At 65.5% G+C, this 26284-nt stretch carries 27 protein-coding genes; 15 read left to right on the top strand and 12 right to left on the bottom strand.

Annotated elements, in window-relative coordinates; all coding sequences use genetic code 11:
* The first annotated feature begins 197 nt into the window (after positions 1–197).
* The 3 genes from AC5L3X_RS32505 to AC5L3X_RS32495 all read left to right on the top strand — a co-directional run bounded on the left by AC5L3X_RS32505 (position 198) and on the right by AC5L3X_RS32495 (position 2398).
* On the top strand, positions 198–563 hold the full coding sequence (locus tag AC5L3X_RS32505) for a hypothetical protein (protein ID WP_494862121.1): 366 nt from the start codon (positions 198–200) through the stop codon (positions 561–563).
* A gap of 22 nt (positions 564–585) precedes the next feature.
* Complete coding sequence (locus tag AC5L3X_RS32500; protein ID WP_494862120.1) at positions 586–1602, top strand: DNA topoisomerase IB; 1017 nt, start codon at positions 586–588, stop codon at positions 1600–1602.
* Positions 1603–1843: 241 nt separating this feature from the next.
* On the top strand, positions 1844–2398 hold the full coding sequence (locus AC5L3X_RS32495; RefSeq protein WP_494862118.1) for a hemerythrin domain-containing protein: 555 nt from the start codon (positions 1844–1846) through the stop codon (positions 2396–2398).
* A gap of 120 nt (positions 2399–2518) precedes the next feature.
* Here the strand turns inward: AC5L3X_RS32495 and AC5L3X_RS32490 are convergent, their stop codons facing one another.
* The 3 genes from AC5L3X_RS32490 to AC5L3X_RS32480 form a co-directional block, all read right to left on the bottom strand.
* Positions 2519–2839, bottom strand: coding sequence for a plasmid stabilization protein (locus AC5L3X_RS32490; protein ID WP_189124528.1), 321 nt, complete (start codon positions 2837–2839; stop codon positions 2519–2521).
* Between the two features lie 292 nt (positions 2840–3131).
* The gene (locus AC5L3X_RS32485; RefSeq protein WP_494862226.1) at positions 3132–3584 is read right to left on the bottom strand and encodes an SRPBCC family protein; all 453 of its coding nucleotides are present in this window, start codon (positions 3582–3584) and stop codon (positions 3132–3134) included.
* A gap of 99 nt (positions 3585–3683) precedes the next feature.
* Positions 3684–4016: a YnfA family protein gene (locus AC5L3X_RS32480; protein ID WP_494862117.1), complete on the bottom strand. Its 333-nt coding sequence runs from the start codon at positions 4014–4016 to the stop codon at positions 3684–3686.
* A gap of 333 nt (positions 4017–4349) precedes the next feature.
* Here AC5L3X_RS32480 and AC5L3X_RS32475 point away from each other — a divergent pair, with 333 nt between their 5' ends.
* From AC5L3X_RS32475 to AC5L3X_RS32450, 6 genes are all read left to right on the top strand, one after another.
* Positions 4350–4661 (top strand): UBP-type zinc finger domain-containing protein, encoded by a 312-nt coding sequence (locus AC5L3X_RS32475; RefSeq protein WP_494862116.1) that lies wholly within the window; start codon positions 4350–4352, stop codon positions 4659–4661.
* A gap of 19 nt (positions 4662–4680) precedes the next feature.
* Complete coding sequence (locus AC5L3X_RS32470) at positions 4681–5682, top strand: acyl-CoA desaturase (protein ID WP_494862115.1); 1002 nt, start codon at positions 4681–4683, stop codon at positions 5680–5682.
* A 112-nt stretch (positions 5683–5794) separates the two neighbouring features.
* Positions 5795–6754 (top strand): LysR family transcriptional regulator, encoded by a 960-nt coding sequence (locus AC5L3X_RS32465; protein ID WP_494862224.1) that lies wholly within the window; start codon positions 5795–5797, stop codon positions 6752–6754.
* A 225-nt stretch (positions 6755–6979) separates the two neighbouring features.
* Positions 6980–7264, top strand: a complete 285-nt coding sequence (locus tag AC5L3X_RS32460) for a GlsB/YeaQ/YmgE family stress response membrane protein (RefSeq protein ID WP_494862113.1) — start codon at positions 6980–6982, stop codon at positions 7262–7264.
* Positions 7265–7317: 53 nt separating this feature from the next.
* Positions 7318–7614, top strand: coding sequence for a hypothetical protein (locus AC5L3X_RS32455; RefSeq protein WP_494862112.1), 297 nt, complete (start codon positions 7318–7320; stop codon positions 7612–7614).
* 153 nt (positions 7615–7767) lie between these two features.
* Positions 7768–7965, top strand: coding sequence for a hypothetical protein (locus AC5L3X_RS32450; protein WP_494862110.1), 198 nt, complete (start codon positions 7768–7770; stop codon positions 7963–7965).
* Positions 7966–8025: 60 nt separating this feature from the next.
* On the opposite strand, the gene AC5L3X_RS32445 is transcribed toward AC5L3X_RS32450, so the two are convergent.
* From AC5L3X_RS32445 to AC5L3X_RS32430, 4 genes are all read right to left on the bottom strand, one after another.
* Positions 8026–8877 carry a universal stress protein gene (locus AC5L3X_RS32445; protein WP_494862108.1) on the bottom strand — a complete coding sequence of 284 codons (852 nt, stop codon included), beginning with the start codon at positions 8875–8877 and terminating at the stop codon, positions 8026–8028.
* A gap of 113 nt (positions 8878–8990) precedes the next feature.
* On the bottom strand, positions 8991–9164 hold the full coding sequence (locus AC5L3X_RS32440; protein ID WP_494862107.1) for a hypothetical protein: 174 nt from the start codon (positions 9162–9164) through the stop codon (positions 8991–8993).
* Positions 9165–9398: 234 nt separating this feature from the next.
* On the bottom strand, positions 9399–9719 hold the full coding sequence (locus tag AC5L3X_RS32435; protein ID WP_494862105.1) for a GYD domain-containing protein: 321 nt from the start codon (positions 9717–9719) through the stop codon (positions 9399–9401).
* Positions 9720–9949: 230 nt separating this feature from the next.
* Entirely contained in the window at positions 9950–10546 is a 597-nt protein-coding gene (locus tag AC5L3X_RS32430; protein ID WP_494862103.1) for a TetR/AcrR family transcriptional regulator, read from the bottom strand.
* Between the two features lie 81 nt (positions 10547–10627).
* Between AC5L3X_RS32430 and AC5L3X_RS32425 the strand changes: the two genes are divergently transcribed.
* A complete protein-coding gene (locus AC5L3X_RS32425; protein WP_494862102.1) occupies positions 10628–11860 on the top strand; it encodes a DUF418 domain-containing protein in 1233 nt (410 codons plus the stop codon).
* Positions 11861–11949: 89 nt separating this feature from the next.
* On the opposite strand, the gene AC5L3X_RS32420 is transcribed toward AC5L3X_RS32425, so the two are convergent.
* Complete coding sequence (locus AC5L3X_RS32420) at positions 11950–14238, bottom strand: polysaccharide lyase 8 family protein (RefSeq protein WP_494862100.1); 2289 nt, start codon at positions 14236–14238, stop codon at positions 11950–11952.
* A 185-nt stretch (positions 14239–14423) separates the two neighbouring features.
* On the opposite strand from AC5L3X_RS32420, the gene AC5L3X_RS32415 reads away from it, so the two are divergent.
* Positions 14424–14627 carry a DUF6461 domain-containing protein gene (locus tag AC5L3X_RS32415; RefSeq protein WP_494862222.1) on the top strand — a complete coding sequence of 68 codons (204 nt, stop codon included), beginning with the start codon at positions 14424–14426 and terminating at the stop codon, positions 14625–14627.
* A 265-nt stretch (positions 14628–14892) separates the two neighbouring features.
* On the opposite strand, the gene AC5L3X_RS32410 is transcribed toward AC5L3X_RS32415, so the two are convergent.
* Together AC5L3X_RS32410 and AC5L3X_RS32405 are read right to left on the bottom strand one after the other, a co-directional pair.
* Positions 14893–15261 (bottom strand): Mth938-like domain-containing protein, encoded by a 369-nt coding sequence (locus tag AC5L3X_RS32410; RefSeq protein ID WP_494862099.1) that lies wholly within the window; start codon positions 15259–15261, stop codon positions 14893–14895.
* A gap of 1097 nt (positions 15262–16358) precedes the next feature.
* Positions 16359–16772 carry a hypothetical protein gene (locus tag AC5L3X_RS32405; protein ID WP_494862097.1) on the bottom strand — a complete coding sequence of 138 codons (414 nt, stop codon included), beginning with the start codon at positions 16770–16772 and terminating at the stop codon, positions 16359–16361.
* Positions 16773–18055: 1283 nt separating this feature from the next.
* Between AC5L3X_RS32405 and AC5L3X_RS32400 the strand changes: the two genes are divergently transcribed.
* Positions 18056–21202 (top strand): tetratricopeptide repeat protein, encoded by a 3147-nt coding sequence (locus tag AC5L3X_RS32400; RefSeq protein WP_494862096.1) that lies wholly within the window; start codon positions 18056–18058, stop codon positions 21200–21202.
* Positions 21203–21927: 725 nt separating this feature from the next.
* On the opposite strand, the gene AC5L3X_RS32395 is transcribed toward AC5L3X_RS32400, so the two are convergent.
* The gene (locus AC5L3X_RS32395) at positions 21928–22950 is read right to left on the bottom strand and encodes a hypothetical protein (protein ID WP_494862095.1); all 1023 of its coding nucleotides are present in this window, start codon (positions 22948–22950) and stop codon (positions 21928–21930) included.
* Between the two features lie 644 nt (positions 22951–23594).
* Between AC5L3X_RS32395 and AC5L3X_RS32390 the strand changes: the two genes are divergently transcribed.
* Complete coding sequence (locus AC5L3X_RS32390) at positions 23595–24158, top strand: NUDIX hydrolase (RefSeq protein ID WP_494862094.1); 564 nt, start codon at positions 23595–23597, stop codon at positions 24156–24158.
* On the opposite strand, the gene AC5L3X_RS32385 is transcribed toward AC5L3X_RS32390, so the two are convergent.
* Complete coding sequence (locus AC5L3X_RS32385; protein WP_494862093.1) at positions 24136–25359, bottom strand: NsdA family TPR-like regulatory protein; 1224 nt, start codon at positions 25357–25359, stop codon at positions 24136–24138. The two genes, AC5L3X_RS32390 and AC5L3X_RS32385, sit on opposite strands and share 23 nt — an antisense overlap.
* A gap of 118 nt (positions 25360–25477) precedes the next feature.
* Between AC5L3X_RS32385 and AC5L3X_RS32380 the strand changes: the two genes are divergently transcribed.
* Positions 25478–25897 (top strand): hypothetical protein, encoded by a 420-nt coding sequence (locus tag AC5L3X_RS32380; RefSeq protein WP_494862092.1) that lies wholly within the window; start codon positions 25478–25480, stop codon positions 25895–25897.
* An 8-nt stretch (positions 25898–25905) separates the two neighbouring features.
* Positions 25906–26265 (top strand): hypothetical protein, encoded by a 360-nt coding sequence (locus AC5L3X_RS32375; protein WP_494862091.1) that lies wholly within the window; start codon positions 25906–25908, stop codon positions 26263–26265.
* The last annotated feature ends 19 nt before the right edge of the window (positions 26266–26284 follow it).

Raw genomic sequence — 26284 nt, 5'->3', positions numbered from 1 at the left:
TCCCTGTCGACGGTTGTTGGCATGTGTCAGCCATCCGCCTGAACGATCAACGTCGAAGGCAGGTTCCGGCGGACAGCAAACCGTGTCCTTCCAGGTGAGAGCGGGTTGACAATTGATGGGGGAATGAGGGGGTTTGTCGCCAAGTGACCGTACGACGGCCGCCGTTTACCGGGGTGGGGCGGGGTAGCTGACGCGACATGACGGTAACGAGATTTCAGGATCTGCCGCTCGCCGACCGTGACCGCGCATGGGACGGTGACGCCGCCGACAAGCGGGTACGGGACTGGGCCGATGCCGAGGACGAACCGGACGCCGCCTACCGCGACGCCCACATCTGGTACGACGGCGACAAGCCGAAGAACTTCACCAGCTACAAGCTGCTGATCGCGGACGTCATCGACAACAGGCTCAAGGCCGTGCCCCGCGCCATCATGGCCGCGGGCAACATCATGCAGGGCGCCCGTGGCGGCATCGACCTCCCCAAGGAGGAGGTCGGCAGGGTCAAGGCCCATCTCGCCCGCTACTACGAAAAGATGGGCGACACGCCACCGTGGGACCGCTGACCGACGGTCGACCGGAGCGGACGTGACCGAGCTGCGGCAGAGTGATCCCGCCGAGCCGGGGATCACCCGGCGGCGCAAGGGACGCGGGTTCCGCTATCTCCATCCGAGCGGACAGCCGGTGCGCGACCGGCGCACCCTGGCCCGGATCAGAGCGTTGGTGCTGCCTCCGGCCTGGAGCGACGTGTGGATCTGCCGCGATCCCCACGGCCACATCCAGGCGGTCGGCACCGACAGCGCGGGGCGGCGGCAGTATCGCTACCACGACGCCTGGCGGGTCGAGCAGGACCGGATCAAGTTCGACCGGGTGGCCAAAATGGCGGAGCGGCTGCCGGAGTTCCGCGAGCGCGTGGCTGATCATCTCACTCAGCGCGGCATGTCGCGTGAGCGCGTGCTCGCGGCGGCGGCCCGGATGCTCGACATCGGGTTCTTCCGCGTAGGGGGTGAGTCCTATGACACCTTCGGCCTGGCCACGCTGCGGATGGAACACGTCACCTGCGACAGAGGGCGGGTGGTGTGCTCCTACCCCGCCAAGGGCGGCAAGGCGCGCGAGGTGGAGATCCACGACGCCGACGTGTGCAAGGTGGTCACCGCTCTGCACCGCACCGGCGAGAAGGGCGACCTGCTCCGCTACCAGGCCGATGGCCAGTGGGTGGACGTGCGGAGCGACGACATCAACGACTACCTGCGGGAGACCATGGACTTCGAGGTGACGGCCAAGGACTTCCGCACCTGGCACGCCACCGTGCTGGCGGCCGTCGGCCTCGCCGTCTCCGTCCGGGCCAGGAGCAAGACCGGACGTCGGCGGGCGGTGACCAGGGTGATGCGCGAGGTCGCCGCCTATCTGGACAACACGCCCGCCGTGGCCCGCGCCTCGTACGTGGACCCCCGCGTGATCGACGCCTACCAGCGGGGCCGCACCATCGGCCGTTCGCTGAGCAAGCTCGGCTCCGAAACCGAGGAGGGCCAGTTGGCCACCCACGGGCCGGTCGAGCGCGCCGTGCTGTCCCTGCTGTGCAACTCCGCCAGAACCACTCCTTAGGCTGCCACCTCGATCAGCGGGCAACGGCAGCCGGGCGCACGTTCGTCCGCCGGGCAGGATTCGCGGGAGCCCGCCTTCCACGCCTCGAACGTCGACTCCGGATCCCGCCAGAAGATGATTCGTCGAGGCAGCCGCGACAACGCCGTGTCCAGGGGTGTCGTCGGTCACTGGGTGAAACCCGCGTGCGACGGCTTTGCCGGGGTAGCAGCGCCGACCTGGCGACCCCTACAAGGAGTTCGACATGACACAGAACGTCATCGACCTGATCACGGCCGACCACCGCGACGTCGAGGCCCTCTTCGACAGGCTGCGCACCGAACGGGAGAACCGGCCCGCGCTGTTGGCCGAGCTCGCCGCGAAGTTCACCGCGCATGCCCGTGCCGAGGAACACGAGGTCTACCCCGCGCTGGCCAAGGCCGCTCCCAGCGAGCGAGGCGAGGTGCACCACGGCACCGAAGAACATCACGAGGCCGAGGAGGAGCTGGTCCGGCTGCTCGACACGGACCCGGACGGACCGGCTTTCGACCAGGTCCTCGCTGACCTGGTCAAGGCGGTCACGCACCATGTCGAGGAAGAGGAGAGCGAGATCCTCCCGGCCCTGCGGAAGGCCGTGCCCGCCGGCAGGCTGACCGAGCTGGCTCGCGCCTTCAGCGCCGCCAAGGCGGACCTGCTGGCCGCCCCGCCCAAGCCGGTGAGTCGTACCAAGCAGGAGCTACAGGACCGGGCCAAGGCCAAGGGCATCGAAGGCTACTCGTCCATGACCAAGGACGAACTCGCCGCCGCGCTGAAGCGGTGATCGCTCGATCTGCCCTGGTTCTCCGGCCGGGAAGGTGGAACCCGCCGGGGAGCCAGGGCAGATGTCGCGAGAGTGGTCGCGTCGCGGCACGGGCCGCGCTCTGACAGTTCGCCGGCCCGGTCAGCCGACGGCCTTCTCCAGCTGCGCCTTGCTCATCTTGGAGCGGCCCTTGATGCCCTGGCGCTTGGCCTCGGCGTACAGCTGATCCCTGGTACGGCCGCCCGCGCCGGAATGCGAGCGCAGCCCGCCTCGCCGGCTCGACGAGATGTCCTTGGTGGACGTACGGCTCGCGGTCCGGGACTCGCCGGCCCTGGCCCGCTCCTTGTTCACCGTACGGGCGGCGATCTCGGTCGCGCGCTTGTCGCTTTCGCCACGCTGCTTGGCGCTGTCCTTGATGTGCTCGTACTGGCGTTCCCGCTTCGGACTCGATCCGCGAGGCATGTCTCCTCCTCATCAGACTCATCAGAACTCTGAGACCCAAGGACAACTACCCCGGCCAAATCCACGAAACAGGTCCGCTCGCCAGGCGGCCCGATTCCCCTGTCGTACGGCAGAACCCGGCCCTCCGAAGTCACCTCCGGAGACTCACCGCATGAGCCGCCCGCCCCGTACGTCCCCAGTCATGCCGATCGTTCGCGACAGCGCGCTGCTCAAGGCGATCGCCCCGACGACCGGGATCCAGCCCGCGACGTGCTTGGCGCCGAACTGAGCGTCGATCGAGGCGACGCTTCCATCACCCGCGGGACGAGCGGGACCGTTCGAGCTCGCGTCGGTACGCGTCCAGGACGAGGCCGTGGAAGTGATGAACCGCGTGCTCCGACAACCCGGACCCGCCGGGATCGTAAACGATCTTCCCCTGGGTGAACGCCGGGGTGCGCATTCCGCGCTGGACGCTTTCCACCAGGGCGATGTCCTCCACCTGGAGCACCTCGTCGATGTACCGGATGCTGTCCAGCTCGGCGTCGTTCGGCTCCGCGGTCTCCAGATAGAAATCCCAGACCTCGCGCGTCACTTCGGGGCCGTCCGGGATGATCTGCAACACCATGAAGTTGCCTCGGCCGGGATAGCGCAGCAGGCAGGTGTTGGGCCACAGCCACCAGACCGCGTGCTCGGTAACCGTCGCGCCTGACACGTCGTACGCGGAGCTCTGCCCCTTACCGGCCTGAGCCAGGTGGCTCGAGTAGATCCCATGGGTGGTGACCCGCCGCCACCTGATCAGCGGCGAACTCGAAACCTTCCATTCGATTCATCATCGCCCTGACGGCACTCCGAGGACGACCATGGCTCACCCGCGCGGCGCGTACATGATCACGGCGACGCCGACCAGGCAGACCAGCGCGCCGATGACGTCCCAGCGATCGGGCCGGAACCCGTCGACGACCATGCCCCAGGCCAGCGAACCGGCGACGAAGACGCCGCCGTAGGCGGCCAGGATGCGGCCGAAGTTCGCATCCGGCTGCAGTGTGGCGACGAACCCGTACAGGCCCAGCGCGATGACGCCGGCACCGATCCAGAGCAGGCCGCGCTGCTCGCGTACACCCTGCCAGACCAGCCACGCACCGCCGATCTCGGCGAGTGCGGCCACGGCGAACAACACCAGGGAGCGAACGATCGTCATGGCAGGTAGTACAGCGCATCCCGGCTTCGGGGTCCCTCCCGTGGGTGCGCCAGCATGACGGGTGCTCAGCGTCCGCAGCAGCGGCGGCGACTGGCAATCCGGCCACGGCCGGCAGCATCTGCATCTGTTCGGCCGGCGCGGCGCCAGTGCCGGTGAGCAGTCCAGCGCCGGTCAGCAGCCCGTTGCCCCGTCTCAGCCGACCGACGAGGCTCGCTATCGCCGCAGCTGATGAGCCTAGCTGGGATTGCGTGTTTCCGGCGGCTCGCCGATCTCCGTGAATGGTAGGTGACCAGTCGGCGCAGCTTGCGTCGCTGTCACCGTGAGGGGGTCGTCATGACCCTGGACGCACAAGGAACGAACGCGACCGCCCGCGCAGGTCTGAACGGTCAGGCCCCGCGCTGCGATCACATCGACCAACTCCCGGCGGTGGAGTACGGACCACCCGAATGCAAGGAGTGTCTGGCCCTCGGCCAGACCTGGACACGCCTGCTGGTCTGCCTGACCTGTGGGTGGGTGGCCTGCTCCGACGATTCGCGGGGCGGCCACGCCAAGGCTCACTACCGGGAAACCGACCATCCGGTGGTGGCCGTCATGGAGCCCCGGTCGGCCTGGCGTTGGTGCTACGTACACCAGCGGACCGTATGAACGAGACGAAAGGCACTTCATGACCATCTCCGAACAGACGGTGGAACGCCGTCAGGACTACGACGGCGCATCGCCCTTCCCCGGGGCAGAGGAGCACGCGCCGGCCGGCCGGGTCCAGGTGGGGCTGACAGCCGCGATCGTGGTCCTGCCGTTCATCGCGCTCGGCGTCGCGATCTTCCTGGCCTGGGGGCAGGGAGTCACACTCACCGATCTGCTGCTTGCCGCGGTTCTCTATGTGGTGACCGGTCTGGGGGTGACGGTCGGCTTCCATCGGCTGCTCACCCACACCTCCTTCACCGCCCGGCCATGGTTGCGCGTGGCGTTGGCCGTCGCCGGGTCGATGGGCTTTCAGGGCAACGTGATCGACTGGGTGGCGGTGCATCGCCGCCACCACGCGTTCACCGACCGGCCAGGTGATCCGCACTCTCCCTACCGGTACGGCACCGGCCTGCGCGGGCAGCTTCGGGGGCTTGCCCACGCCCATCTGGGCTGGCTGTTCGCCGACGACAAAACCCCGGCCGCGCGTTACGCTCCGGATCTGCTGGCCGACGCGGCCATGACGCGCGTAGCTCGCGCCTTCCCCGCGCTGTGCGCGCTGTCGCTGGTGCTGCCGTTCCTGGCCGGGTGGGCGATCACCACCACCCTGTACGGCGGCCTGACCGCTTTCCTGTGGGCCGGGTTGCTCCGTGTCGCGCTGCTCCAGCACGTCACCTGGAGCGTCAACTCCCTGTGCCACGTCGTCGGCAGCAGGCCCTTCAAGACCCGCCGCCACGACCGGGCGACGAACCTGTGGCCGCTGGCCCTGCTGTCCTTCGGCGAAAGCTGGCACAACGGCCATCACAGCGAGCCCACCTGCGCCCGTCACGGCCTCGATCGCGGCCAGATCGACCCGTCCGCCGGCATGATCGGCCTGTTCGAACGGCTCGGCTGGGCGAGCAACGTGCACTGGCCCGACCGCGAACGCATCCAACGCCGCCGCGCCGGCCCGCCATCACAAGTTCACGCCCCGGCCGGAGACTGACGCCCAGTCGACCAGCGTCAGCCCTCCTCTGCGGGTCCACACCCCCAGATGGCACCTAGAGTGGGGGCAATGGCCCGGATGGGCGCCGCCCAGGCGGGAAGGGGTGGCGGGCATGGAGTTGCGTCAGTTGCGCTATTTCGTGACGCTGGCCGAAGAGTTGCATTTCGGCCGCGCGGCTGCCCGCGAGCACATCGTGCAGTCCGCGCTGAGCCAGCAGATCCAGCGGCTGGAACGCGAGCTGGGCGTGCGACTGCTTGATCGCAGCACCCACCACGTCGATCTGACGCCGGCGGGCGCCGCCTTCCTCATCGAGGCGCGTCAGATCCTCAACCATGTGGGCCGGGCAGGGCAGGCCGCGCGCAACGCCGTCACGTCGGCGCCCACACTGCGTGCCGGCATCATTGACGCGGGCTACGACACCATGCCGCAGATCCTGCGCGAACTCCAGCGCAGCCACCCTGACATCACGATCCACCAGGTCGAAGCGGGCTCCCCCGAGCAGTACCGGCAACTGGCCGACGGCCGCCTGGACATCGCCATCGGCCCCGCCCTCCAAGCCCCGACCGAGGTGGCGTCCAAGCTGATCAGGCTCGATCCGCTCGGCGTGCTGGTGCCAGACGACCACCGCTTCGCCGACATGGAAGGCGTACCCGTGGACGCCCTCGCCGACGAACTCCTGTTGTTCGGTGAGGAGTCCCAGACGCCGGAGCTCAACAGGTTCGTCATCGATCTGTGCCGTGCGGCCGGGTTCGCGCCCACCCTCTACGAGGGCACCGTCGAGAGCTCCCGAGCCGCGGCCGACCTTGTCTTTCAGCACCGCTGCGTGCACTGCGTGCCATCCTCATTCCGCACCTCCAACCGGCCGGGCACGACCTGGCGGCCCCTGATCGCACCTGCCACCCACTACCCCTGGTCACTGTTGTGGCACGACATCAACCCCTCCCCCCACATCGCCACCGCCATCAACAGCGCCCGGCGACTGGCCGAGCGACTCGGTTGGCTGGAACCATCAGCCCCGCCACCGAACCGGCGCCCGGCCAGTGCCGCCGGCCACAACGATGAGCCTGTCTGACGCACCGGCTCCAACCTGGCGTCCACCACGAACACCCTGGCGATCGGTGCTGGAGATGAACTTTTTCCGGATCGCCTGTTTCCGTACGACACGCGTGGATGTCGACTGGAGATGAACACGTTCGACCGACGGCGCCGACAACCAGACGACGGTCGGCCCCTGCTTCGACCGGTCCGGAAGACCGATCCCATGCAGCCATCGATGCACCGCCAAAGGAGCTCGGCCATGGGCATCATCGCTTGGATCATCCTCGGACTGGTCGCCGGGGCGGTGGCCAGATTGCTGGTCCCCGGCAAGGATCCGCAAGGTTTGATCATCACGTTCGTACTCGGCGTCGCCGGGGCGCTGCTGGGCGGGTTCGTGGCCACCCAGGTGTTCCACCTCTCCGGCATCCAGGGGTTCTTCAACCTGTCCACCTGGCTGTGCGCCATCGTCGGCGCGGCAGTCCTGCTGCTCGCCTACAAGCTCATCACCGGGCGGCGCTCGGATAACCGGGCCGGTCGCCGATGAGTCCGCTCAGCGTCCTCCGGAGTTCGGGCTCCGGAGGCGGCGGGGGGTACGTCATGCCCGTCGCCGGAGCCATCGCGGTCGTCGCCTTCGGCGCCATCTTCACCTTCGCCCTGCCCGACAGGTCGGTGGGCGAATTCGACTTGCGCATCGCGGGCGTCATCCTGATGCTCGGCGGCGTCCTCGGGCTGTCGCTGCTCCTGCTCCGCACCAGGTCACGCTGGAGCCAGTCAACTGCCCGCAGCCGGCAGGACGCCATCGATGACCGGCCACCGTCCGGCCCGGCTGATCCGTCCGGCCACGACGCCAGGCGAAGCCGCGGCCTCAGGCCTCCCGGCAACCGCCGGCCCTGACCGGCGCCTCATCAGCGAAGGGCCAAGCCGAACTCAAACCGCTGCCCTCACCTTCCAGGCCCCGGCCAGAAGGTGAGGGCAGCGCCTACTCGCCGACCGCACCGGCCAACCGACATCCCAGGGCGAATCCCGAAAAGGTGACGTGACGTAAATATGCACAACAACGACGAATGCCGCGACGAAACCGCCGACTCGCCGCCGCTCCCGCTCAAGTCCATGCTGCGGCGCGATTACGACGGCAAGGTCAGGCTGCCGCCCCCGGCTGACAAGCTCGTTTTCGGCCCGGCAGTCTGTCTCGACGCGGCGCCGGCGCCGTCCGAGCCGCTGCACGACATCGATCCCGCCGACTGATCCAGCCCGATGGCCGCCGGCTCGGTTGTCACGTCTCCGGCCAGGGCGAGCAGGGCGCCTTTACGGCCGTACCACCGCGACCGAGCTGGGCGCGTGGTACAGAACGCCGAGGGTGACGGATCCGAGCATCACGGTGCCGATCGCCCCTCGGCCCTGGGAGCCCACGACGACCAGATCCGCCTTTTCGGAAGCCCGGGCGAGGGCGGCGACGGGGTGAATTCGCTGGACGTCCTCGATCACCTGAACCTGCGGATATCGCTGCCGCCATCCCTGGAGGATGCCGGCCGCGACCTGGCACTGGGCGGTGTGGATCTCGTCCAGGTCATGGGCGCTTTCGGGGATGTGGGCGTGCGCCGGCGGCTGCCACGCGTACACGGCGCGCAGCGTGCTCGCGCGGAGCATCGCCTGCTCGAAGGCGTAGGCGAGGGCGGGTTCGCCGGCGTGATAGTCGTCGAGCCCGATGACGATCTCCCCGTTGGGGGTGTCAGGGTCGGAGCGGACGACGACCACCGGGCCGTGCGCGTGCCCGGCTACGTGGGCGCTCACCGAGCCGAGCACGGCTCCGGGGAAGCCGCCAAGGCCCCTGCCGCCGATCACGACCTCGGCGGAGTTGCCGGCTTGACCGCGCAACACCGCCGCGGCGGCGCCCTCATAGAGCTGGCTGGTGACGTCGATGCCGGGCTGCCGCTTGCGCGCGATCGCCTCGGCGTCGGTCAGAACGCTCTGCGCGTTGAGCGTGACGGCATCACCTTGGTCCGGGGTGGAGAACTTGGCGATCTCATATGGCGAGCGGTCCACGGCGTGGACGATGTGGAGCCGGGTGGCCGCGCGTGCGGCGTCGTCGGCCGCCCACTCGACCGCCGCGGTCGCGGCGTCCGAGCCGTCTGCTCCCACGACAATGACACGATTCATGGCTTCTCCAGATTTGTGCCAGCTATTTGCTCATGGCCCCGAAGCGCCGATATACCGGCCCACGGCCCGGCATATCGGTCGTTTACCGTCGATGTCATTGACGGTGGCCGCGGTCAGCGCTTGAACATGCCTTTGATCTTTTCGCTGCGCTGCCTCAGACTGTTTCCAGCGCGGCTGGCTGCGCCTTTCGACTCCAGGTGCTGGTTTCCGGTGGCACGGCCGAAGTAGAGCATGATCCAGCCCTGGATGGCCCGCGTCTTGGACTTGATCTTCCTTGTCAGGTTCACAGCGTTTCCCTTCAGCGGCTCTCCGGGCGTCGGTCCCGTAGAGCCGTGGATCCGCCGTCGCCGGGGCATAATGCCCGGCCGGCGTCTACAGTCGCAACGCGACTTGGCCCCAGGGTGCTCTTCCCGACTGAGAACAGGAAACAAGTAATCGCCGACCTGATTATCACCGCGATCGATAACAGCCCCGCCTAAGCCACAAAAGCCGCGGTCCAGGCGCTTGCATTCACCCGGCTGTCACGCGCCAGGAGCCTGGTAGGCCACCTCCGTCCGCGTGGCCTCGTCGATCTCCTCTGGCGTCAGCAGGACAGCCGTCTTCGTGCGTACCGCCCCGGACGCCGAGATCGTGAGACCCACAGCGGCCGAGGCCGCGTTGCTCGGCAGGTCGACGATCACGTACGTGTCCGTCTCGCCGAACGCGAAATACATCTGCTCGACCCGGCCGCCGACGCTCTCCGCCATGCGCTCCACCGCCTGCCGGCGTCCGGTGCCGCCATCTCGCAACACTCCCTTGAGGCCGTCCGCGGTGTAGGTCGCCTGAATCAGGTACTTGGGCATGGTCGAGTCCCTCTCCTCGTGCCGCCGTCCCGTGCTGGGGCGGCCATTGCGGTCACGAAGTCGAAGTTCTCGGCTTGGGGTGACGGTAATCCCGCCCGCCGTACTGGTTTTCCCCTGCCGCGGATTTACGCCGCTCAGGCGAGCCGCTCGACGACGCACGGTGCGCTCGGCCGCCTCGGCGCCTCGGCGTCTGGGCGTCTGGGCGGCGTCTGGGCGTCTGGGCGATCCCGTCAGCCTCCGGAGAGCCCGATCGCCGGCAGGATCGCCTGGTCGATGATGTCGGCCAACTCCGCCTCGCCAGGCGGACAGCCCTTGTCGATCATCCACTTGGTGACGAGCGCCTCGCCGAGGTGGAGCACGACCCACGTGAGCCGTTCGGCGGGAAAATGGCCGCGTTCGGCGTAGTGCCGCAGCACGGTAGCGGTGAAGGTGCCGCCACGGACGGCGAAGACCTTCTCCTGCAGCGCCTCGGACATCCGCGCGGCGCTCCCGGGGTCGGTGAGGATGCCGGCGACCGCGAGTCCCGCCGGACTGAACGCCCACTCGACCATGAGCCGCAGCGCCTGGATCAAGTCGCCGCGCAGATCGTCCGCTCCGGGCGTCGGCTCCTCGACGGGATGGGAGTGGTAGAGCGCGTCCAGGAGCACCTCGACGGGGTCGGACCAGCGGCGGTACAGCGTCGAGCGAGGGGTCGCCGCCCGCCTGGCGATGCCGTCCATGGTCAGCCGTCCAACGCCGACCTCCCGAACCTCCGCCAGCGCCGCGGCGTGAATGGCCCGGATCAGCTCTTCGCCGCGCCGCCGGGTCCGGCCGTCCCCGTCACTCACAACGCCTCCCCTTTTAGCGCCAGACATGTATCTTATCGACGTAACTAAGCTACAGTCGTGTATCTAATTCTGAGGTGATCCATGTCCATCTCCGCACCGGCCCCCGCCCAGGGGGCCGTGCCGCTCACCCAGCGGTCCCCCGCTCCCGACCTGGCGCGCGGCTTCATGCTGCTGCTCATCGCGGTGGCGCACGCGCACATGTACCTGTCGGGCCACCCCGTGGGCTGGCGCGGCTACACCCTCGACGGCACGGCCCTCGACCGGCTCGTGGCCGGGGTCCAGATCCTCCTCGTGGACGGTCGGGCGCTGCCGATGTTCGCCGCCCTGTTCGGCTACGGCCTCGTCCGGCTCGCCCACCGGCGGCTCGCCAGCGGCGAAGGCTGGCCCGAGGTCCGGCGGGTGCTGCGCCGCCGGAGTCTGTGGCTGCTGGCCTTCGGGTTCTGCCACGCGCTCCTGCTGTTCTTCGGCGACATCCTCGGCGCGTACGGCCTGGCCGGGCTGGTGTTCATCGGGTTCATCCGGCGTAGCGACCGGGCACTGGCCTGGGCGGCCGGAGTGGGAGCCGTTCTGCACGTCGTCGTGGTCGCTCTCCTCGGGATGCTCACTCTGAGCGCGGGCAAAGGCGACACGCCCGCGGCCATGGCCGACCCGGTCGCGGCCATGGTGATGCGGCTGATCGGCTGGTCGGGGATGACGCCCACGTTCTTCCTGGTGAGCGTCGTACCGCCCTTCATGCTCGGCATCTGGGCGGCCCGCCGTCGCCTGCTGGAGGAGCCGGAGGCGCACCGAGCGCCACTCACCCGGATCGCCGTCGCGGGCACGGCGATCTCCGTCGTCGGCGGACTGCCGCTGACGCTGGCCGACACGCGGCTCTGGACACCCGGCGACGAGCTCTCGGTGTCCGCGTACGCGCTGCACAGCGTCACCGGGATCGCCGGCGGCCTGGCGTACGCGGCGCTGGTCGGGCTCGTCGTGGCCCGGCGAGAGCGCGCCGGGCGGCGGTCCGGGGCGGTGACCCAGGCGCTGGCCGCCTGCGGGCAGTGGTCGCTGACGTGCTACCTGCTGCAGTCGGTGGTGTTCGTCGCGCTGTTCGCCCCATACCTGGGCGGCCTGTCCACCCGCGTCGGCGACGCCGCCGCGTCGGGCATCGCGGTGCTCACCTGGCTGGGCACCGTGGTGCTCGCGGCCCTGCTGTCCCGCACGGGCCGCCGCGGGCCCGCTGAGACGGCACTGCGCCGACTGACGTACCGCCGGGTGCGGCATGCTCGTCCATCTCATCCTCAGCGGCCTGGTCGAGATCATCACCCGGGCTGAGAACGGCGAGCAGGCGACCTCCCAGGTCAACCACACGAGCGAGACTCGCTCGTCGATCTCGTACCTCATCAGCTTCGAGCGCCCCGGAGTCAGACGCACACCTCCGCGGTGTGGGCGTACCCGCGGCTGCCACCCACTTCCACCTTGAGCGCGGTCCTGGCCTTGCGCACGCTGCGGTCCCTTTCCTTGAGCGATTTCACCGGCCAGGGCAACGCGATCTTCACCTCGTCGGTGGTCCTGGACGGGTCGGAGACCGCGAGCCGTACCCGTTTACCGTCGCGGCGGACCAGCAGCGTGCAGGGGCCGTCGGCGGCGAGCGGTCCATCCGCGGTCTCTACGGTCCCAGCGCGCCAGAAAACGGCGGCGAGCACGCCGTCGCGCGTGATGGCCTGCACCGCTCCGGAGTTGGCGAGGATCTCGATTCGCCCGTGGTAAGCCGCCGTCTGCGTGATGGAGGCGTCAGGCAGTACGGCGTAGGCGTAGCGCGCCTTGCGGGGATCGACGCCGTGGTCGATGAGGATCGTCGTGTAGTGCCTGGTGACCGGCGACGTGTCGCCTCCGGTGGTGGCGCCCTTGTCGATGTCCCGCCAGCGGCCGGTGCGCTTCTTGCGCATCACCTTCGCGTCGGCGCCGTCGAGCAGCACGTAGCCGGCCACCCCGGACAGGTGGATCCAGCCACCGCCCCGGGTCAGTGGCGGATGCCGGTCGTGGGTGTTGCGGTTCTCCACGATGGTCTCGATCCGGCGGTCGTCGGAGGCGGTGATGCCGGCGCCGAGGGCGATCACCGCGTCATCGAGCAGGAACCACGCCTTCTTGGCCCGCAGCGAGGAGCCGCCGGCGATCAGCTTCATGGCGGCCACGCCGTACTCGCCGTCGAGTGCCACGCCACCCGCCCACGGGGTGGGTGGCAGGCGACGGTGGTCGTGCGGGAGATCGGCGCGTCTACGGGTGTCGACCGTCGTGCCGGGCAGCCGGTACGGGTCGATCGTGGGCCACAGGTCGTCGTTCCAGTGGGTGAGGTCGCCCGTGTAGAGGTAGGTCATGCCGTCGCCGGTGTGCCAGCCGTGCAGATTCTCCCGGTTCATGGCCTCAGCCGCGCCGATGCGCTCCGAGCTCATCGCGATCGCGTACGCCCAGGTGGGACGGCGGTGCACGACCCGGTCCATGTCGGCGAAGACGTACGTGCCCGTCGTGCGAGGGCCGACCGGCACCGACGGGTCCTCCAGCAGGGCCGTGGCCTTCGCGATGCTCGCCGGCGGTGCGAGCGTGCCGTAGGGGATGGCCTGGTCGCGGGTGAGCCACCCTTTGACCAGCGGTCGCCAACGCTCGGCGTGGCGCTCGGGGGCCGTCTCCAGCAGGGTGAGGATGGCCTCGACCGTCTTGTGTCCCGAGTGGTGGTCACGATGGCCCTGCACCGAGATCTGCCGGCCGCGTACGCAGTCCATCATCAGCCCGTCGAAGACGAACGGCACGAACGAGCGATCCACGAGGTCGTAGATGTTGCCGATTCCGGTGATCTTCCACGGTGACCTGGAGAGCATGGCGATCAGTTTGGCCACGCTCTCCAGGTAGTCCACGCCGTAGCTGCCGGTGTAGGGGTACACGTCGTGCTGGATGAACGATCCGTCCCGGTAGAAGCCGTCGCCTGGGCCTCGGGTCGGCCGCAGCAGATCGGGGACCGCGTCCCTGGCCCGCTTGACGAGGCGTGCGTCGTGGGTGAGCAGTCCGCGCATCGCCACCGCCATCGCCTTGCCCGCGCGGTTGGCACCGGTCTCGACGACACCGGGGTGGCTGACGCGGCGCTCCGGGTCGGGGCACCAGCGGCGCAAAGGGCGCAACCAGCGCTCAAGGCGGTCCTTGGGCAGGCCGTCGTACAGCAGGGCGCAGGTGTCGGTAAGCGCGCGGGGAACGCCGATCTCCCACCAGAACCAGTTGCTGCCCCGCCGGTCGAGCCCCTCGTGGTAGGCGTGCTCGTACAGGAAGTCCAGCGCCCTGACGGCGGTCTCGGCGACCCGACCGTCCCCGTGCATGGCGGTGCCCGGTGTGGCCCAGCCCAGCGCCAGGGTGCGCATGCGGTTGAATGCGCGGTTGAAGTTGCCCGTGCGGGGGTCCGACAGCGGCAGGTCAGGCCACAGGCTCGGGCGATCGGAAGCGGGCTTCAGCTTGCGCAGCACCGCATTGGCCGAGCCCTCGATGGCCTGCGTCCTGTCGGTATAGGAGGAGTTGTGCGACCCGCCGGTCAGCAGGCTCACCCACCGCTCACGCGCGGCGTCGAACGCGGCGGTGCCGGCCGCCTCGGCCGTTCCGTCCCACACGGCGAGACCGGCCACTGCCGCGGCGCTCAGCAGGGCGGACCGCCGACTGAGAAGGTGGGTCATGAAGGCCTTCCGACAACAGGGCAGATACCAGATGAAAAGATCATAGGTCGACATGTGAGTGGCTTATCGATCCCTGCGATGGTGGGTCCCGCGCCGCCCGACCGGAGCCATCGGCGCCACCTCCATCGGCGATTGGACGTTCGTCCTCGACCCTGACTGGCTCAGTACCTGCGAAGGCGTGATCACTGAGCTCTCCAAGGGCACCCGCCTCGTCTCTCAAGCCGCACTCACCATCAAGGGCATCGACGCTCTACCCGCGATTTTCCTATCTCTACAAAGGGCCGGCCTTCCTGCTCGTCGAGCACCTGACCGGGATCAGGGCGACGGAGCGACTGCTGAAGGACTCCGCGTTCAGGTGGGGCGTCGTCCCAGCACCGGCCAAGTCGTGACGTTGGCAGGTCACGTCCACGGACGTGCAGGCCGGGCCCTGCCCGAACAGGTCGGGGTCGGCGCGGCCGGACGCATCGCACCTGGTCGGGCGGCCCAGGACGCTGATGCTTCGCTACTGCGGCACCCACTATGTCGACCCCCACACCCTGCGCGCGCTGCATGGCCTGATCTGGCTGATGGGCCTGCTCCCCGATCAGCGCGAAACGGCCCTGGACGTGGTCGACCTGAACGACCGCCTGCCGTTCGACGACGGTGTGCGGCTGATCAACACGTGGAGTGGATCAATCCGCCCACGGGGATGGTCGCAGCCAGGGCGTTGTAACGTTCGACGGCGGCCGACGTCTCCTCCACGTAGACCTCGACGCCTTTCCGCATCAAGATGTCCAGCGTCTCGGGACACGTCTGCAGGACCAACCGCATGCCACGGGAAAGGACGATCGCCTGGCTGCCGTTGTCGAGGAGCTCCTGGACATCGGCAGGCTGGATGCCAGGAGTGTGCCGTGTGCCGGTCTCGTTCCAGTCCCAGGGGCGTCCACCACCGGGGTAGAGCTTGAAATCCTTACCTTCGCCAAGCCCCTCGACCACCATCCGGCCCCAGGAGATGTGTGTGATCAGCGGTGATCGAGACTCCATACAGCGAGACTACGTGCTGCCAAGGTTCTGGTACGAATCTGGCGCGGCAGCGAGACCGAGCCCGTACAAGATCAAACCCCAGACCCGCCCATGGGCAGAGCCGACGGTTTCACAGCTCGTGACCGTTGGGCACATCTCGTCGACGACACCGACGACGCCATGGGTCCGGAGGGACTCCCCACGCTGCCCGTGGGCCCGGGCTGGTACCGGTCGCGGTACCGCCTCAGGGCGAGTCGACACCGCGCACGATCAAGAGCACCAGCGGACAGCTCGCTTATTGGCGCAGGCCGCGCTGACACCCAAGAGGCCCCGCTGTCAACGCTGAGTCTCCGGTTCATCCGTGCGGGCAGTCAGTGCGATCGCCTCGACCCTCCTTGCTAGACGAGATGGTCTCCTAACAGTCGGCCATCAGCCCCCGCCTGGTGTTTTCTCGCGACGCGCACACCGTGCCCCGCCTGATCATCCCGGAGCCGGAGTGCCCCGCCGTGAGGCGTGCTTTGCCTTGGGCTGTAGGGGCTTGGACGGCACGCTCATTGCATGCGATCATCCTGGCCATGTCATCGATCAGAAAGGGCCATGCCGCGTAGGCGCCCTTCCGAGGTCCGTACGCGAGGATCAGCGTGTTGGACCCCACAGAGCTGTGATCCACCATGTTCCCGGGCTTGGCCGTCGTCCCATGGCCGCGGTGATCGCCCTCGAACACGTTCGCATGTGGCCGGGGGCGGTGGCGACGGCCCTGGTTGCTTGGCAGGAGGCGGCCCTGATAGGGACCGCTGACCGCGTCTTCTTCAGGTGCCACTGCGAGGAGTGCACGGGAGACGCACCCCGCCGGCGACTTCAACAAGCTCTCATCGGCTTACCGCCGTGGGCCAGACCACATCTGTACACCCTGGTCCTGCCCGTCGACTTGCACTACCTCCGTCGAACCTCGCCAATTTCGTTTCGCCGACGGCTCATCGTGCGCGATGGCGAACCGACCGAGTTGGTGTCGCTCTGGCTGCCACTGGATCTCTCCAGAGGTACGGATCTCACCGGCGGTGGACCCCGACCGGCACGAACTGGCAGACGCATACCCCATCACGTGATCAGGCTGCCGTCTATGCGCAGCGGATGTCCCAATCGCTGGAGCTGATGTCGCGGAACTCCACGATGACGGCTCCCCCGTCTCCGGCGTCATCCACGTCCACAGACACCTGCGCCATCCCGACGTCCACTCCCGCGATCGCGGCCTTGTCGTAGTACGCATAGAGCTCTATAGGCGACAAGCCGGTGCGCAGCTTCAATCGAACCCGGTACTCGCAGTAATCGCCGTTCCCGCTCGAGTTCTTGCCAAAAGTGGCGACGCTGTCACTCCGGCTGTGCGTCTCGGGTGGCAGCGGATGGGCGACCACTCTCTCGTGAAAGTCGTCGAGCCGGGCATCGTCACGCCACATCGGCATCATGAACAGCAGGAACAGCCCGACCAACGGCGCTATCACGACCACGACTAAGCAGCCCAACAAGATTCGCACCAGATCCTCCCTTGGTGACGGGCATCGACCTGGTCGACTGTCTATCGCATTGGTGACACGGCCATCTGAACCGCGCCGCTGAGACAGGAGTCTGCCGTTGCAGCCGTGCCCGTGGCGTGCCCGTTGGAAAGGGGAACAAGGGGGAATGGCGGAGAGTCACGGGGAACGAGATCAGCACCATGAGCTGCGTCTCCCTTGGTTGCCAAGATCGGCACGCGTCTTGGCAAGCAAGATGTCAACTCTGGCCACGACCCGGCTGCGACGTACGCGCATGACGTCCTGACTGTCTAAGACCCAAAGAGCCTCCGGCGGGGGCCTCAGGCTCCGGGATGATCTCGACATGCCGCGTTGTCAGTGGCTGAGGTGGGCCGGCTCTTCCCGTCACCGTCGTCCCAGGACAAGCCGAGCAGACTAAGGGCTGGAGGCGAAGGTCGTTCTTCCAGTGGGGAGCTCCACCTTCACCTCCAGCCCTTGGCCCGCTCCCCTGACGGGTGGGACGACGGTTACGGGAAGATCCGGCGGGAGAGATGCGTGCGTCCGCACGGGCAACCGAACGCGGGTGATCGCCGTGCCAGATCCGTGCCAGATGCCACGGGAAAACAGGGGGAACTACGGGCACACACGGGCGATCAACGAGAGAGGCCCGTCACCGCGTTTCCGCTGGTGACGAGCCTCTTCTAGCTGGTGTGGCAGGTGCAAGGTTCGAACTTGCGTAGGCTGAGCCGACGGTTTTACAGGGCGTCGCGGTTCCGGCCAGGCACCGCTCTTGAGCTGCGAAGATGCTGCGTTTGGCGCGTCCCCAGTGAACCGCCTTCCGGGCATATTCCGGATCTTGCAAAATCGAGCCCTGCCCAGCAGCACGGCTCCGCGATCCCCGGCGATGAGGAGGCCATCTCCCACCTCGTTGGTGGACGACCTCTCGTGGACGATCGGTTGTGTGTATACGAAGTCGGCAACGCCGAGCTGAGCGGCGATCAGTTGAGTCCGACGCTTGGCCCTCGCGCCTGGGGTCTCGGAGGTCATGCTGAGCATTGTCTCGACAACCCGAGCTCGCGTCGTACGGATTTCCGCGACCGATGACCGCTGAGGGAGCGTGAGTCACATCATTTCCGAGACTCTCGCCGCCGACGCGATGGCGAGGACGGGCCGCGCTCTTTGGGACGGCATAGGGGGTCAGGATTCGAGCGTCGTTGACAACACCCGCCCCTGAGGCGAGCGGGGGTGTGTGCATCGATTGGGTAACGGCACCAACATGACCTTCTGGTCTGATCTAGACATCAGTCATGAGTGTGCTGTGGCGGATCCTCGCCTCCTGCGGAGTGGCCGCATTGGCAGCAGGACTGGCAGCAATAACCGACGCCAAGCCTTGGATAACAGTTATTGGTGCCAGCATCGGCGGATTGGGAACCGCCTTTGCTCCAACCCTGTGGGAGCACTGGAAAGGCAAGCAAGCAGCGCTAGAAGCTGTCCTAGGTATCACAGAGATCCTTCCAGAAGGCCCGGCAACCCTATTGCACCCATCGCGAGCCATTGTTCCATTCATTGGACGCGAGCGAGAACTAACGGAGCTCCTAGAATGGTGCTCTGATCCACATGCGGAGCGATTGAAACTATTAGTTGGTTCAGGTGGAGTAGGAAAATCTCGGCTGGCGTTTGAGTTAGCAGCACGTCTAGGGGACGCATGGGGATTCGTGCAGATCCGCGATGATGCTGAAATGCATGCGCTATCAAAATGGAGAGAAGTTAGCACAGAGCACGTCCTGATCCTGGTCGATTATGCCGAGACTCGAACCGACTTGGCGGCACTCCTGCACGAAGTGGCCGGCGATGCCAATCGACATGTACGAATGCTTCTCCTCGCGCGCAGCGCCGGGGAGTGGTGGAGATATCTGGGAGCTCAGTCAGCAAGAGTGCGGCAGATGGTTACGGCGGCAGGTGATGGGATGCTGCTCAAAAGAGAGGTACAGCACAACATTACTGCTCATCACGTGCTCGCTCAGGCGATCCCGCATTTTGCGACCGCACTAAGTAGGCCGATCCCTGACAAGGTGACGATGGTCCTAAGGAAAGGCCCCCAAAGAATCCTCGATTTGCATGCCGCAGCGCTCGTAGCAGTCCTTCAATCCGACTCTCTAGCGAAGGTAGAACCCGAAGGAATTTCGCTGGAAATATCGGATGTGCTTGAGGAATTGCTGGGTCATGAAAGGCGTTACTGGATACAAAGCGCACAAGTTCGCGGGCTATTGTCGGGTCCATACGGTTTGAGTTTCACCACCGTAGAACAAACGGTAGCAGTGGGAACATTGCTGGGTGCCAAGGATCGTATACAGGCGGGCGAGGTCGTAGGCCGAGTTCCAGATGGTGCAGCTACGGTACTCGTCGCGGACTGGCTGCGTGAGCTTTATCCCGCTGATCAATCTGACAATCGTGAATGGCTAGGAAAAATACAGCCTGACCGGTTGGCTGAGTTGCATATAACGAGACAGCTGGCCAGCTCTCCCGAGCTATTGGCTTCTTGCATGAAGGACCTAGAGCCTCGGCAGTTGAAGCGAGCTTTGGTCACTTTGGCACGAGCTGCACATGAGCTAACCGATGCCGCTGAAATCTTGCGTCAACTACTGCCCGATATCAGTAATATCGTAGGCCCGGCAGCCGCGTCGCGAGATATATTGGCAGCGATACATGAAGCCTTGCCGCACCCCTCCACAACCTTGGCTGAGGGTAGCGCCCTTTTGGCGCAGCAAATCTTGGCAAGCACCACGAGTAATTCGGATATGGGTGAGCGTGCCAGATGGCTAGCTGCTGCAAGTCTGCATTTAGGAGATCTAGACCGCTTCGCAGAAGCCATACCCTTCGCCGAAGAGGCAGTTGCTCTCCTTCGTCAACTCGGCGACAGGTACCGGCCAGCGCTTGCGATCGCACTGTCTAACCTCGGCATCTATCTTTCAGAGCTAGGCCAGTATTCCGATGCTCTAGCGACAGCGAGAGAAGCCGTTCTGATCTATCGACAACTTGCTGAACAGTACCTCGAAGACAGTCTCCCCGGTCTTGGCCGGGCGCTGAACAACCTCGGCATTCGCCTCTCGGCCGTTAACAATTTAGCCGAAGCCCTCGCTGTAGGTGAAGAAGCAGTCGCTATCTATCGGCAGCTTGCCGGACAATATCCAGAACAGTATCGTCCTGATTTGGGCCGGTCGCTAAGTACGCTCGGTGTTCGCCTTTCCCTTCTGGGCCGCTCCCCCGAAGCGCTCGCTGTGACAGAGGAAGCCGTCACCATCTACCGACAACTGGCCGATCGATATCCTGACCGGTATTGCTTCGATCTCGCCACCGCTCTATCTAACCTAGGCGTATGGTACGTTGAGTTGGGCTGTCCTGACGAAGCACTCCCCATCGCTGAGGAAGCCTTAGCTATCCGCTATGGGATAGCCGAACGACATCCTGATAGGGCTCGGTCGGGGCTCGCAACTGCTCTCTCCAACCTCGGTGTTTGTCTAATGCAGCTAGGCCGACATGCCGACGCATTGTCAGTCGAACAGAAGGCTATCGACATTCGCCGCGAACTAGCCGAAGGCTGTTTCGATCGTCACGCCCCTGACCTCGGCCGCTCGCTGACTAATATTAGCAATACACTTTCGGCACTCGGATATCACGACCGGGCTCTATCAGTCGCTGAAGAATCGGCCAAAATCTATCGCACATTGGCTGAACGCCACTCCTTTAAGCACGAGCCCGACCACGGCTTTGCCTTAGTTAATCTTTCAGCCCGGCTCCTAATGCTCGACCGGACCGACAAAGCCCTTGCGGTTGCCAAAGAAGTCGTCGCGCATTATCGCGATCTAGCGGACGAGCATTCTGAGCGCCACCAACCCAACCTTGCCAAGGCTCTAACTAACCTCTGGAATTCGCTCGCGATGCTGGGCCGTTACACGGACGCACTTCCTGTGGCAGAGGAAGTGGTGGCCATCTACCGCGATCTAGTCGCACAGCATCCCGAGCGCTACCGTCCCGATCTCGCCGGGGCCCTCTCTAACCTTGGGATCCAGCTTTCACAGGTGGGCCATATCATTGAAGGGCTGTCAGCCGAGCAGGAAGCCGTCTTAATTCGCCGACAGCTCGTGGAGCGCTACCCTGAGCGCTACAAGATCGAGCTTGTTTCGAGTTTGATCAACCTTGCTTCTCATCTTGGCAAATCTGGCTATTCCGCCGACATCATCCCAGTCCTGGGCGAAGCGATCACTATGTACCATGAGATAGCTCACCAGTACCCTGGCCACCACCTTTGGGAGTCCATCGATTCCCTTGAGCGTCTCTATAGCGCGCTCTCGGCGTCGGATCGTTTCGTCATCGATGGAGGCGGAAGAGCCCGCAGTGACGGGGAGCATCTCAACGAGGCTGGGGGTAGCAGCACTACAGAGGACACGCCATAGTCACTCAGTTAGTCACGCACCCTCACTGGGCGATCACCAGCGAGGGTGCGTTCTCCGAGGTGGAGCCTAGGAGATTCGAACTCCTGACATCCTGCCTGCAAACTGACCGATCATGGCGGGCGAGGAGCGGCGACCTGGGCGTTCGACTCTCCGTGCGTACCCATGAGTGACCGCTGTTGACCCCTCTTAATGGCCCGCTGATGGCCCAGCGATCAATCACCACCAGCGGTCCGCACGACGCACAGGTCGGTCGACGAGACGGTTCCGTGGTGCACCGCCACCTCCAAAGAGAACCATCGTGTCCGGTGGGCCGGGGCTGAGGAACGAAGCCCTGGGCCGTCGATCGCCCCCAGCCACCTACGGCGGCCGGCCACAGAAGGGCGATCGTGAGGGTGGTATCGGTGCGGCGGTCCCAGCGCCAGTCAGGAACCAAACCGCATTAGCAGCTAGGAGAGTCGTCGTTCCAGGACGTTCAACGTGGACCGATACGGCTTGACGGACGTTCTGGAACTCGGCCGCACGACGCGGAACTGCAACTCAAACTGCAACCCTTAATGATCTTCGTCCCACGTCGGCCAGTACTCCGCTGCTTAATCATCCCGTCCCCTCCGGCCTGAGCGGTGATCATCCCGGAGTCGGAGCGCCACCGCCGGGGGGTCATGTGCTGAAGGGCTCATCCAGTGCCATCCCAACGGTTGCATTCAAGTCCGAAGGGGTCTTCAGGGCTAAATTCGATTACCCAAAAAGAAGCATATGGCGACTATTGCTGCGGTAACGAACAGATGCCTTGACCACGAACCTTGGGGACGCCTCACGCGTGTAGCCGCAAGGGCTAGGACGACAGGAACAAGGATGCCCCATAGTGTCGCACCGCTCAACATAGAACTACGGGCCACCGACGAGAAAACCCACCCGAGATAGGCGGACATCGCAAAGGAGAGTAGATAGACAAAAACGGTGTTGACCTGAAGTGTTTTTTGATCCAGCGCGCGCTCTATCGCCTTTTTTTCGCGCAAGGTTAATGGCTGCTCAGTGTTGAGTGCCGGAGGCGTGCCATCCTCGCCTTTTTCCTTTGCGCCGCCCTCTTCTTGTGAATAGTCATTGAAGGTTTCGGCGGCGGCGAGCTTAGCTTTGGCCTCTTCAAGTTCTTGTGTCAGTTGCGAGCAGCGAAGTTCCGTGGCCTCTTTTGTGGCGCGCGCTTTGCCGAGCTCAATGATTAGCTCGTTTCTGTGCTGCTTAAGCTCATCATGTTCTTTGAGGATCTGGCTATAGTCGGCCTTATTATGTTCAATAGCTCGCTGCGCTTTGGCATGATCTGATCCTTCCAGCATGCGAGTCTGTACTTGTATCTCCCTAATCTGTTCCTCTAGTTGACCGATCCGTTTGTCACGTGCCTCTAGCTCCCTCGTCACTAGCTTCTCTCGCGCGGCGGAGTAGCGTTGTTCTTCTCGAGCTTCTTCAAGCTCTCGCTCAAGCCGCTCGATCTCCCACTTGGTTGCGTTGCGCACCCGCAACGCGGATCCGAGCAGTTCACGAGCTTGCATCTGATCCTCATGGGTGAGCTCACGTCCCCGTTGCTGAGCTGCAACACTCAAGAACTGCTCGACAATGCGCCAATCTGGGACACGCGCTCCACTTAGGATGCGCGAGATCGTGCCTTTATCCAGGTAGCACATCTTGCTGGCGGCACCAAGACTCGTGCCCATCATGTCGAGATACTCACGCATCAGCTCGGCGAACGCCCGCACTTCGGGCTCCAACTCGGAGCTGAGTGGATCAAGCTTGGAGGAAGGGCGATCCGACACGCTCTACGGTTGCACATCTCTCGGGCGTTGCCAATCTCGATGCAACAGGACGTTGTCGGAGTGCAACACTCACCGCACCAACGAAGCTGGGACCCACAGAGTTGAACGCGGCAGAAAGGATCACGTCCATGCAGGTGTTTTCGTTTTCTGCGCTGGCCACTGGTGCTAGTGCGGTCAGGGTCCTGGTGGTAGCGCTTGCGCTTGTCCCCCTCGTCACAGTGATACTGTTCACGATTCCTGCTCTGGTTGTTCTTCCGTTCACGCGAGGCGGCCGATCATTTCTTCGGTCTTATCTAGACAGAATGGCCGACTGGTCTAAAACCATCCTCGTGTATAGCCGGACAAGGACTTGACGCAGAGCTAAAAGCGTGTCTCGCGCTTCGAGATACGACTGTCAGGGCGGCCCGAGCGGCGGGCGCGCGCGAGAACGGCCTCCAGGCCGCACGCGCAGCGCGCGGCCCGCAAGCTCGGGCCGCGCGCGGCGCGTGCGCCGCCGCCTTGATCTTCATAGGAGTTATTCGGCAACGATCTCGGCTGTCACTTGGAAGTGCGTGTACGTCGGGGTTGTGGGCCGGTAGCTTCGCGGTGTGGCTGATGACGCTGAGCTGACGCGCTGGACGGTGCATGGCGAACGGCTGGTCTACGACGACCGGTGGATCCGGTTGGGGATAGCCGACGTGGAGATTCCGGGCGGGGAGCGGTTCGAGCATCACGTGGTGCATCTGGACCGTGCTGCTATCGCCGTGGTCGTGGATGAGCGGGATCGGGTGTTGCTGATGTGGCGGCATCGGTTCGTGTTTGATCGGTGGGGGTGGGAGCTTCCCGGCGGGTTGATCGAGGCTGGGGAGGACCCCATGGCCACGGCCGTGCGGGAGGTGGAGGAGGAGACCGGGTATCGGCCGAAGCAGGTCGAGCGCCTGGTGAGCTATCAGCCGATGGCCGGCATGGTCGACTCTGAGCACATCTTGTTCCTGGCGCGTGGTGCCGAGTTGGTCGGCAAGCCGGAGGGTGAGGTGGAGGCCGACCGGATCGAGTGGGTTCCGATGGCGGAGATCCCCGGCATGATTGCCCGCGGTGACATCTGGACGTCGGGGACGTTGATCGGGCTGCTTCAGGCTCGGGAACGGCTCAACGGCCAAGGGCGCGGTTGACCGCCTGCGAGAGTTCTTCGATGCGGCGCCGTTGGCGGCGGGAGCCGGTCATGGTGGCCAGTTGCTTGGCTCGGTGGATGTGGGGCTGGGCTGCTTCGGGGTCGCCGGCCGCGAGGAGAGCGTGACCGAGGTCGCAGCGAACGCCTGCCTCGGCGCGGTTGTAGGTGCCGTCCATTCCGGCAAGTGAGGAACGAAGATCCTCAACGGTGCCGGGGTCGCCGAAGCGCAGGAGACAGCTTCCGCGCCAGCGGGCGAAGTGGTGGACGTTGATGGACAGGTAGGGCATGTCCGGGTCGCCGTCTCCTTCCGGCAACACTGCGGCGGCTTGATCGAGGGCACGGCGACAAGCGGCCTCATGGCCAAGGACGGCTGCGGCTTCCGCTTCGGCTGATGCGAGCCATGTTCTGAGGCGGGCTGGAACGTGGTCGCGGTGGGTGGCGTGGATGTGTTGAAGCAGCTCTGCTGCCTCGGCGGGGCGGCCGAGGTCCATGAGGACGTATGCCTGTTCGCCGGAGACGTACGCGAGGACGGCGGGGTCGTTGGCTTCGCGGGCGGCGGCTTTGGCGTGTTCGTAGTGGTTCCAGGCGTCGTTGAGAGCGACGGTGTTGATGGCCTGCCATCCGGCCAGTGACGCTGTTTCGGCAATGAGATGGGCGAGTTGGGCTCGGATGCGTGGCCGTACCGCGTGGCGGTGGGCTCGTTCGATCTGGGCCATCTGGGCGTGCATCTTGTCGGCGATGGCGATGCTGCCGAGTCGGCGGTCCTGGAGGCGGAGGTTGTTGGTGTCCGTTCGCAGGATCATGACCATGGTGTCGTCGACGGCTGCGGCGGCGTCCAGGCGGGCGGTGAGTTCGTCGGTCTGCTCCTGGTGCTCGTCGTCGATGTCGCCTGTGGGTGATGCGATGTCGAGTGGGGCGAGGCCGAGGAGCATGCGGGCGTGGTCGGGCAGGCCGAGGCCGGTGGCTATGCGCTCGAATACGGCCAGTTCTTGGATGGGGCCGGCGGTGCCGTTGAGGATCTTGTTGACGCGAGGCTGGGAGAGGCCGGTTGCTGTTCCGATGCGGACTTGACTTGCTCCGGCGTATTTGACCGCGAGCCGGAATAGTCCGGCGATGTCGCGTTTCTTGAGGATTTCCCGGCTTTCGTCGCGATCCCAGATGGCTTCTGGTATTTCGATAAGATCGAAAGCGCTCGGGCGCATGTGAACCTCCGGATTTTGGCTCCGAGGTGGTGCACTGCTTTGCTGCGGACTCTATATGCCTTGGCTACATATAACCGTGGGATATGTATAAACGGTTGGCCAGATCATGCTCTGCCGCATGACAACTCCAGTCAGGTGCACAGAATGCGACGGGCGGGGATGGAAGATCGTCACCCGGCGCGGGAATGCGGCGGCGGTCGTGCTCGGCATGGCCTCGTCCGCCGTCATCGAGTGCCTTCGCTGCGAGGGGCCTGAGCGGGCCTGTTCGGCAGGCGAGGTGTTCGAGTGGGAGGTCCGGGTTAGCGCCGGGCGAGGTGAGGAGCTGGGGGCGTGCGGGTCGAGCCCGTTCCAGGCCACCGCGATGGACGAGCTGCGCAAGGCGATGCGCGGCATGCCGGTAGGCGCGTCCGTTCGGGGCCGGATCACGCACAGCGTCTACGGTCCTGGGGCGGTGCCAGACGAGGCGTCTCGGTGCGAGGTCTTCCGGGCGCACCTCGACCCGGCAGGCTCGGTGCGGTTCGAGCGGGTGGCCGGATGAGCTCCCCAATGGTGATCAGGATTAATCCGTATCATGCCGCTGAAATGCTTCGGCAGGCGTTGGAACGGCATGGGGTGGTCGCCGATGTGCACCACGGTTACGGGCTCGCGCTCGTGTCGGTGTGGGTCGGCGTGGTGGTGTGGTGCGATGGCCAGCGCTTCTGGTGGCGAACCGGATGGAATGCGGAACGCCGCCGTGTCATTTATGCGTGGCATCCGGCGATTGAACCGGTACGGGCTGCACACCGGATCTCCATGCATTATTCGGATCTACGGAAGAGGCAGTCGTATTCGTCGATGATCGCTGCTTTGGCCGCGCCCAGGGAGATGGTGTTTGAGAAGGCCACCTGTAATCCGGTGGACTATTAGGAGGCAATCGCCTCAATGG

This window comes from Nonomuraea sp. CX421 (assembly GCF_059358955.1).
This window is presented reverse-complemented; position numbering and strand designations above follow the sequence as displayed.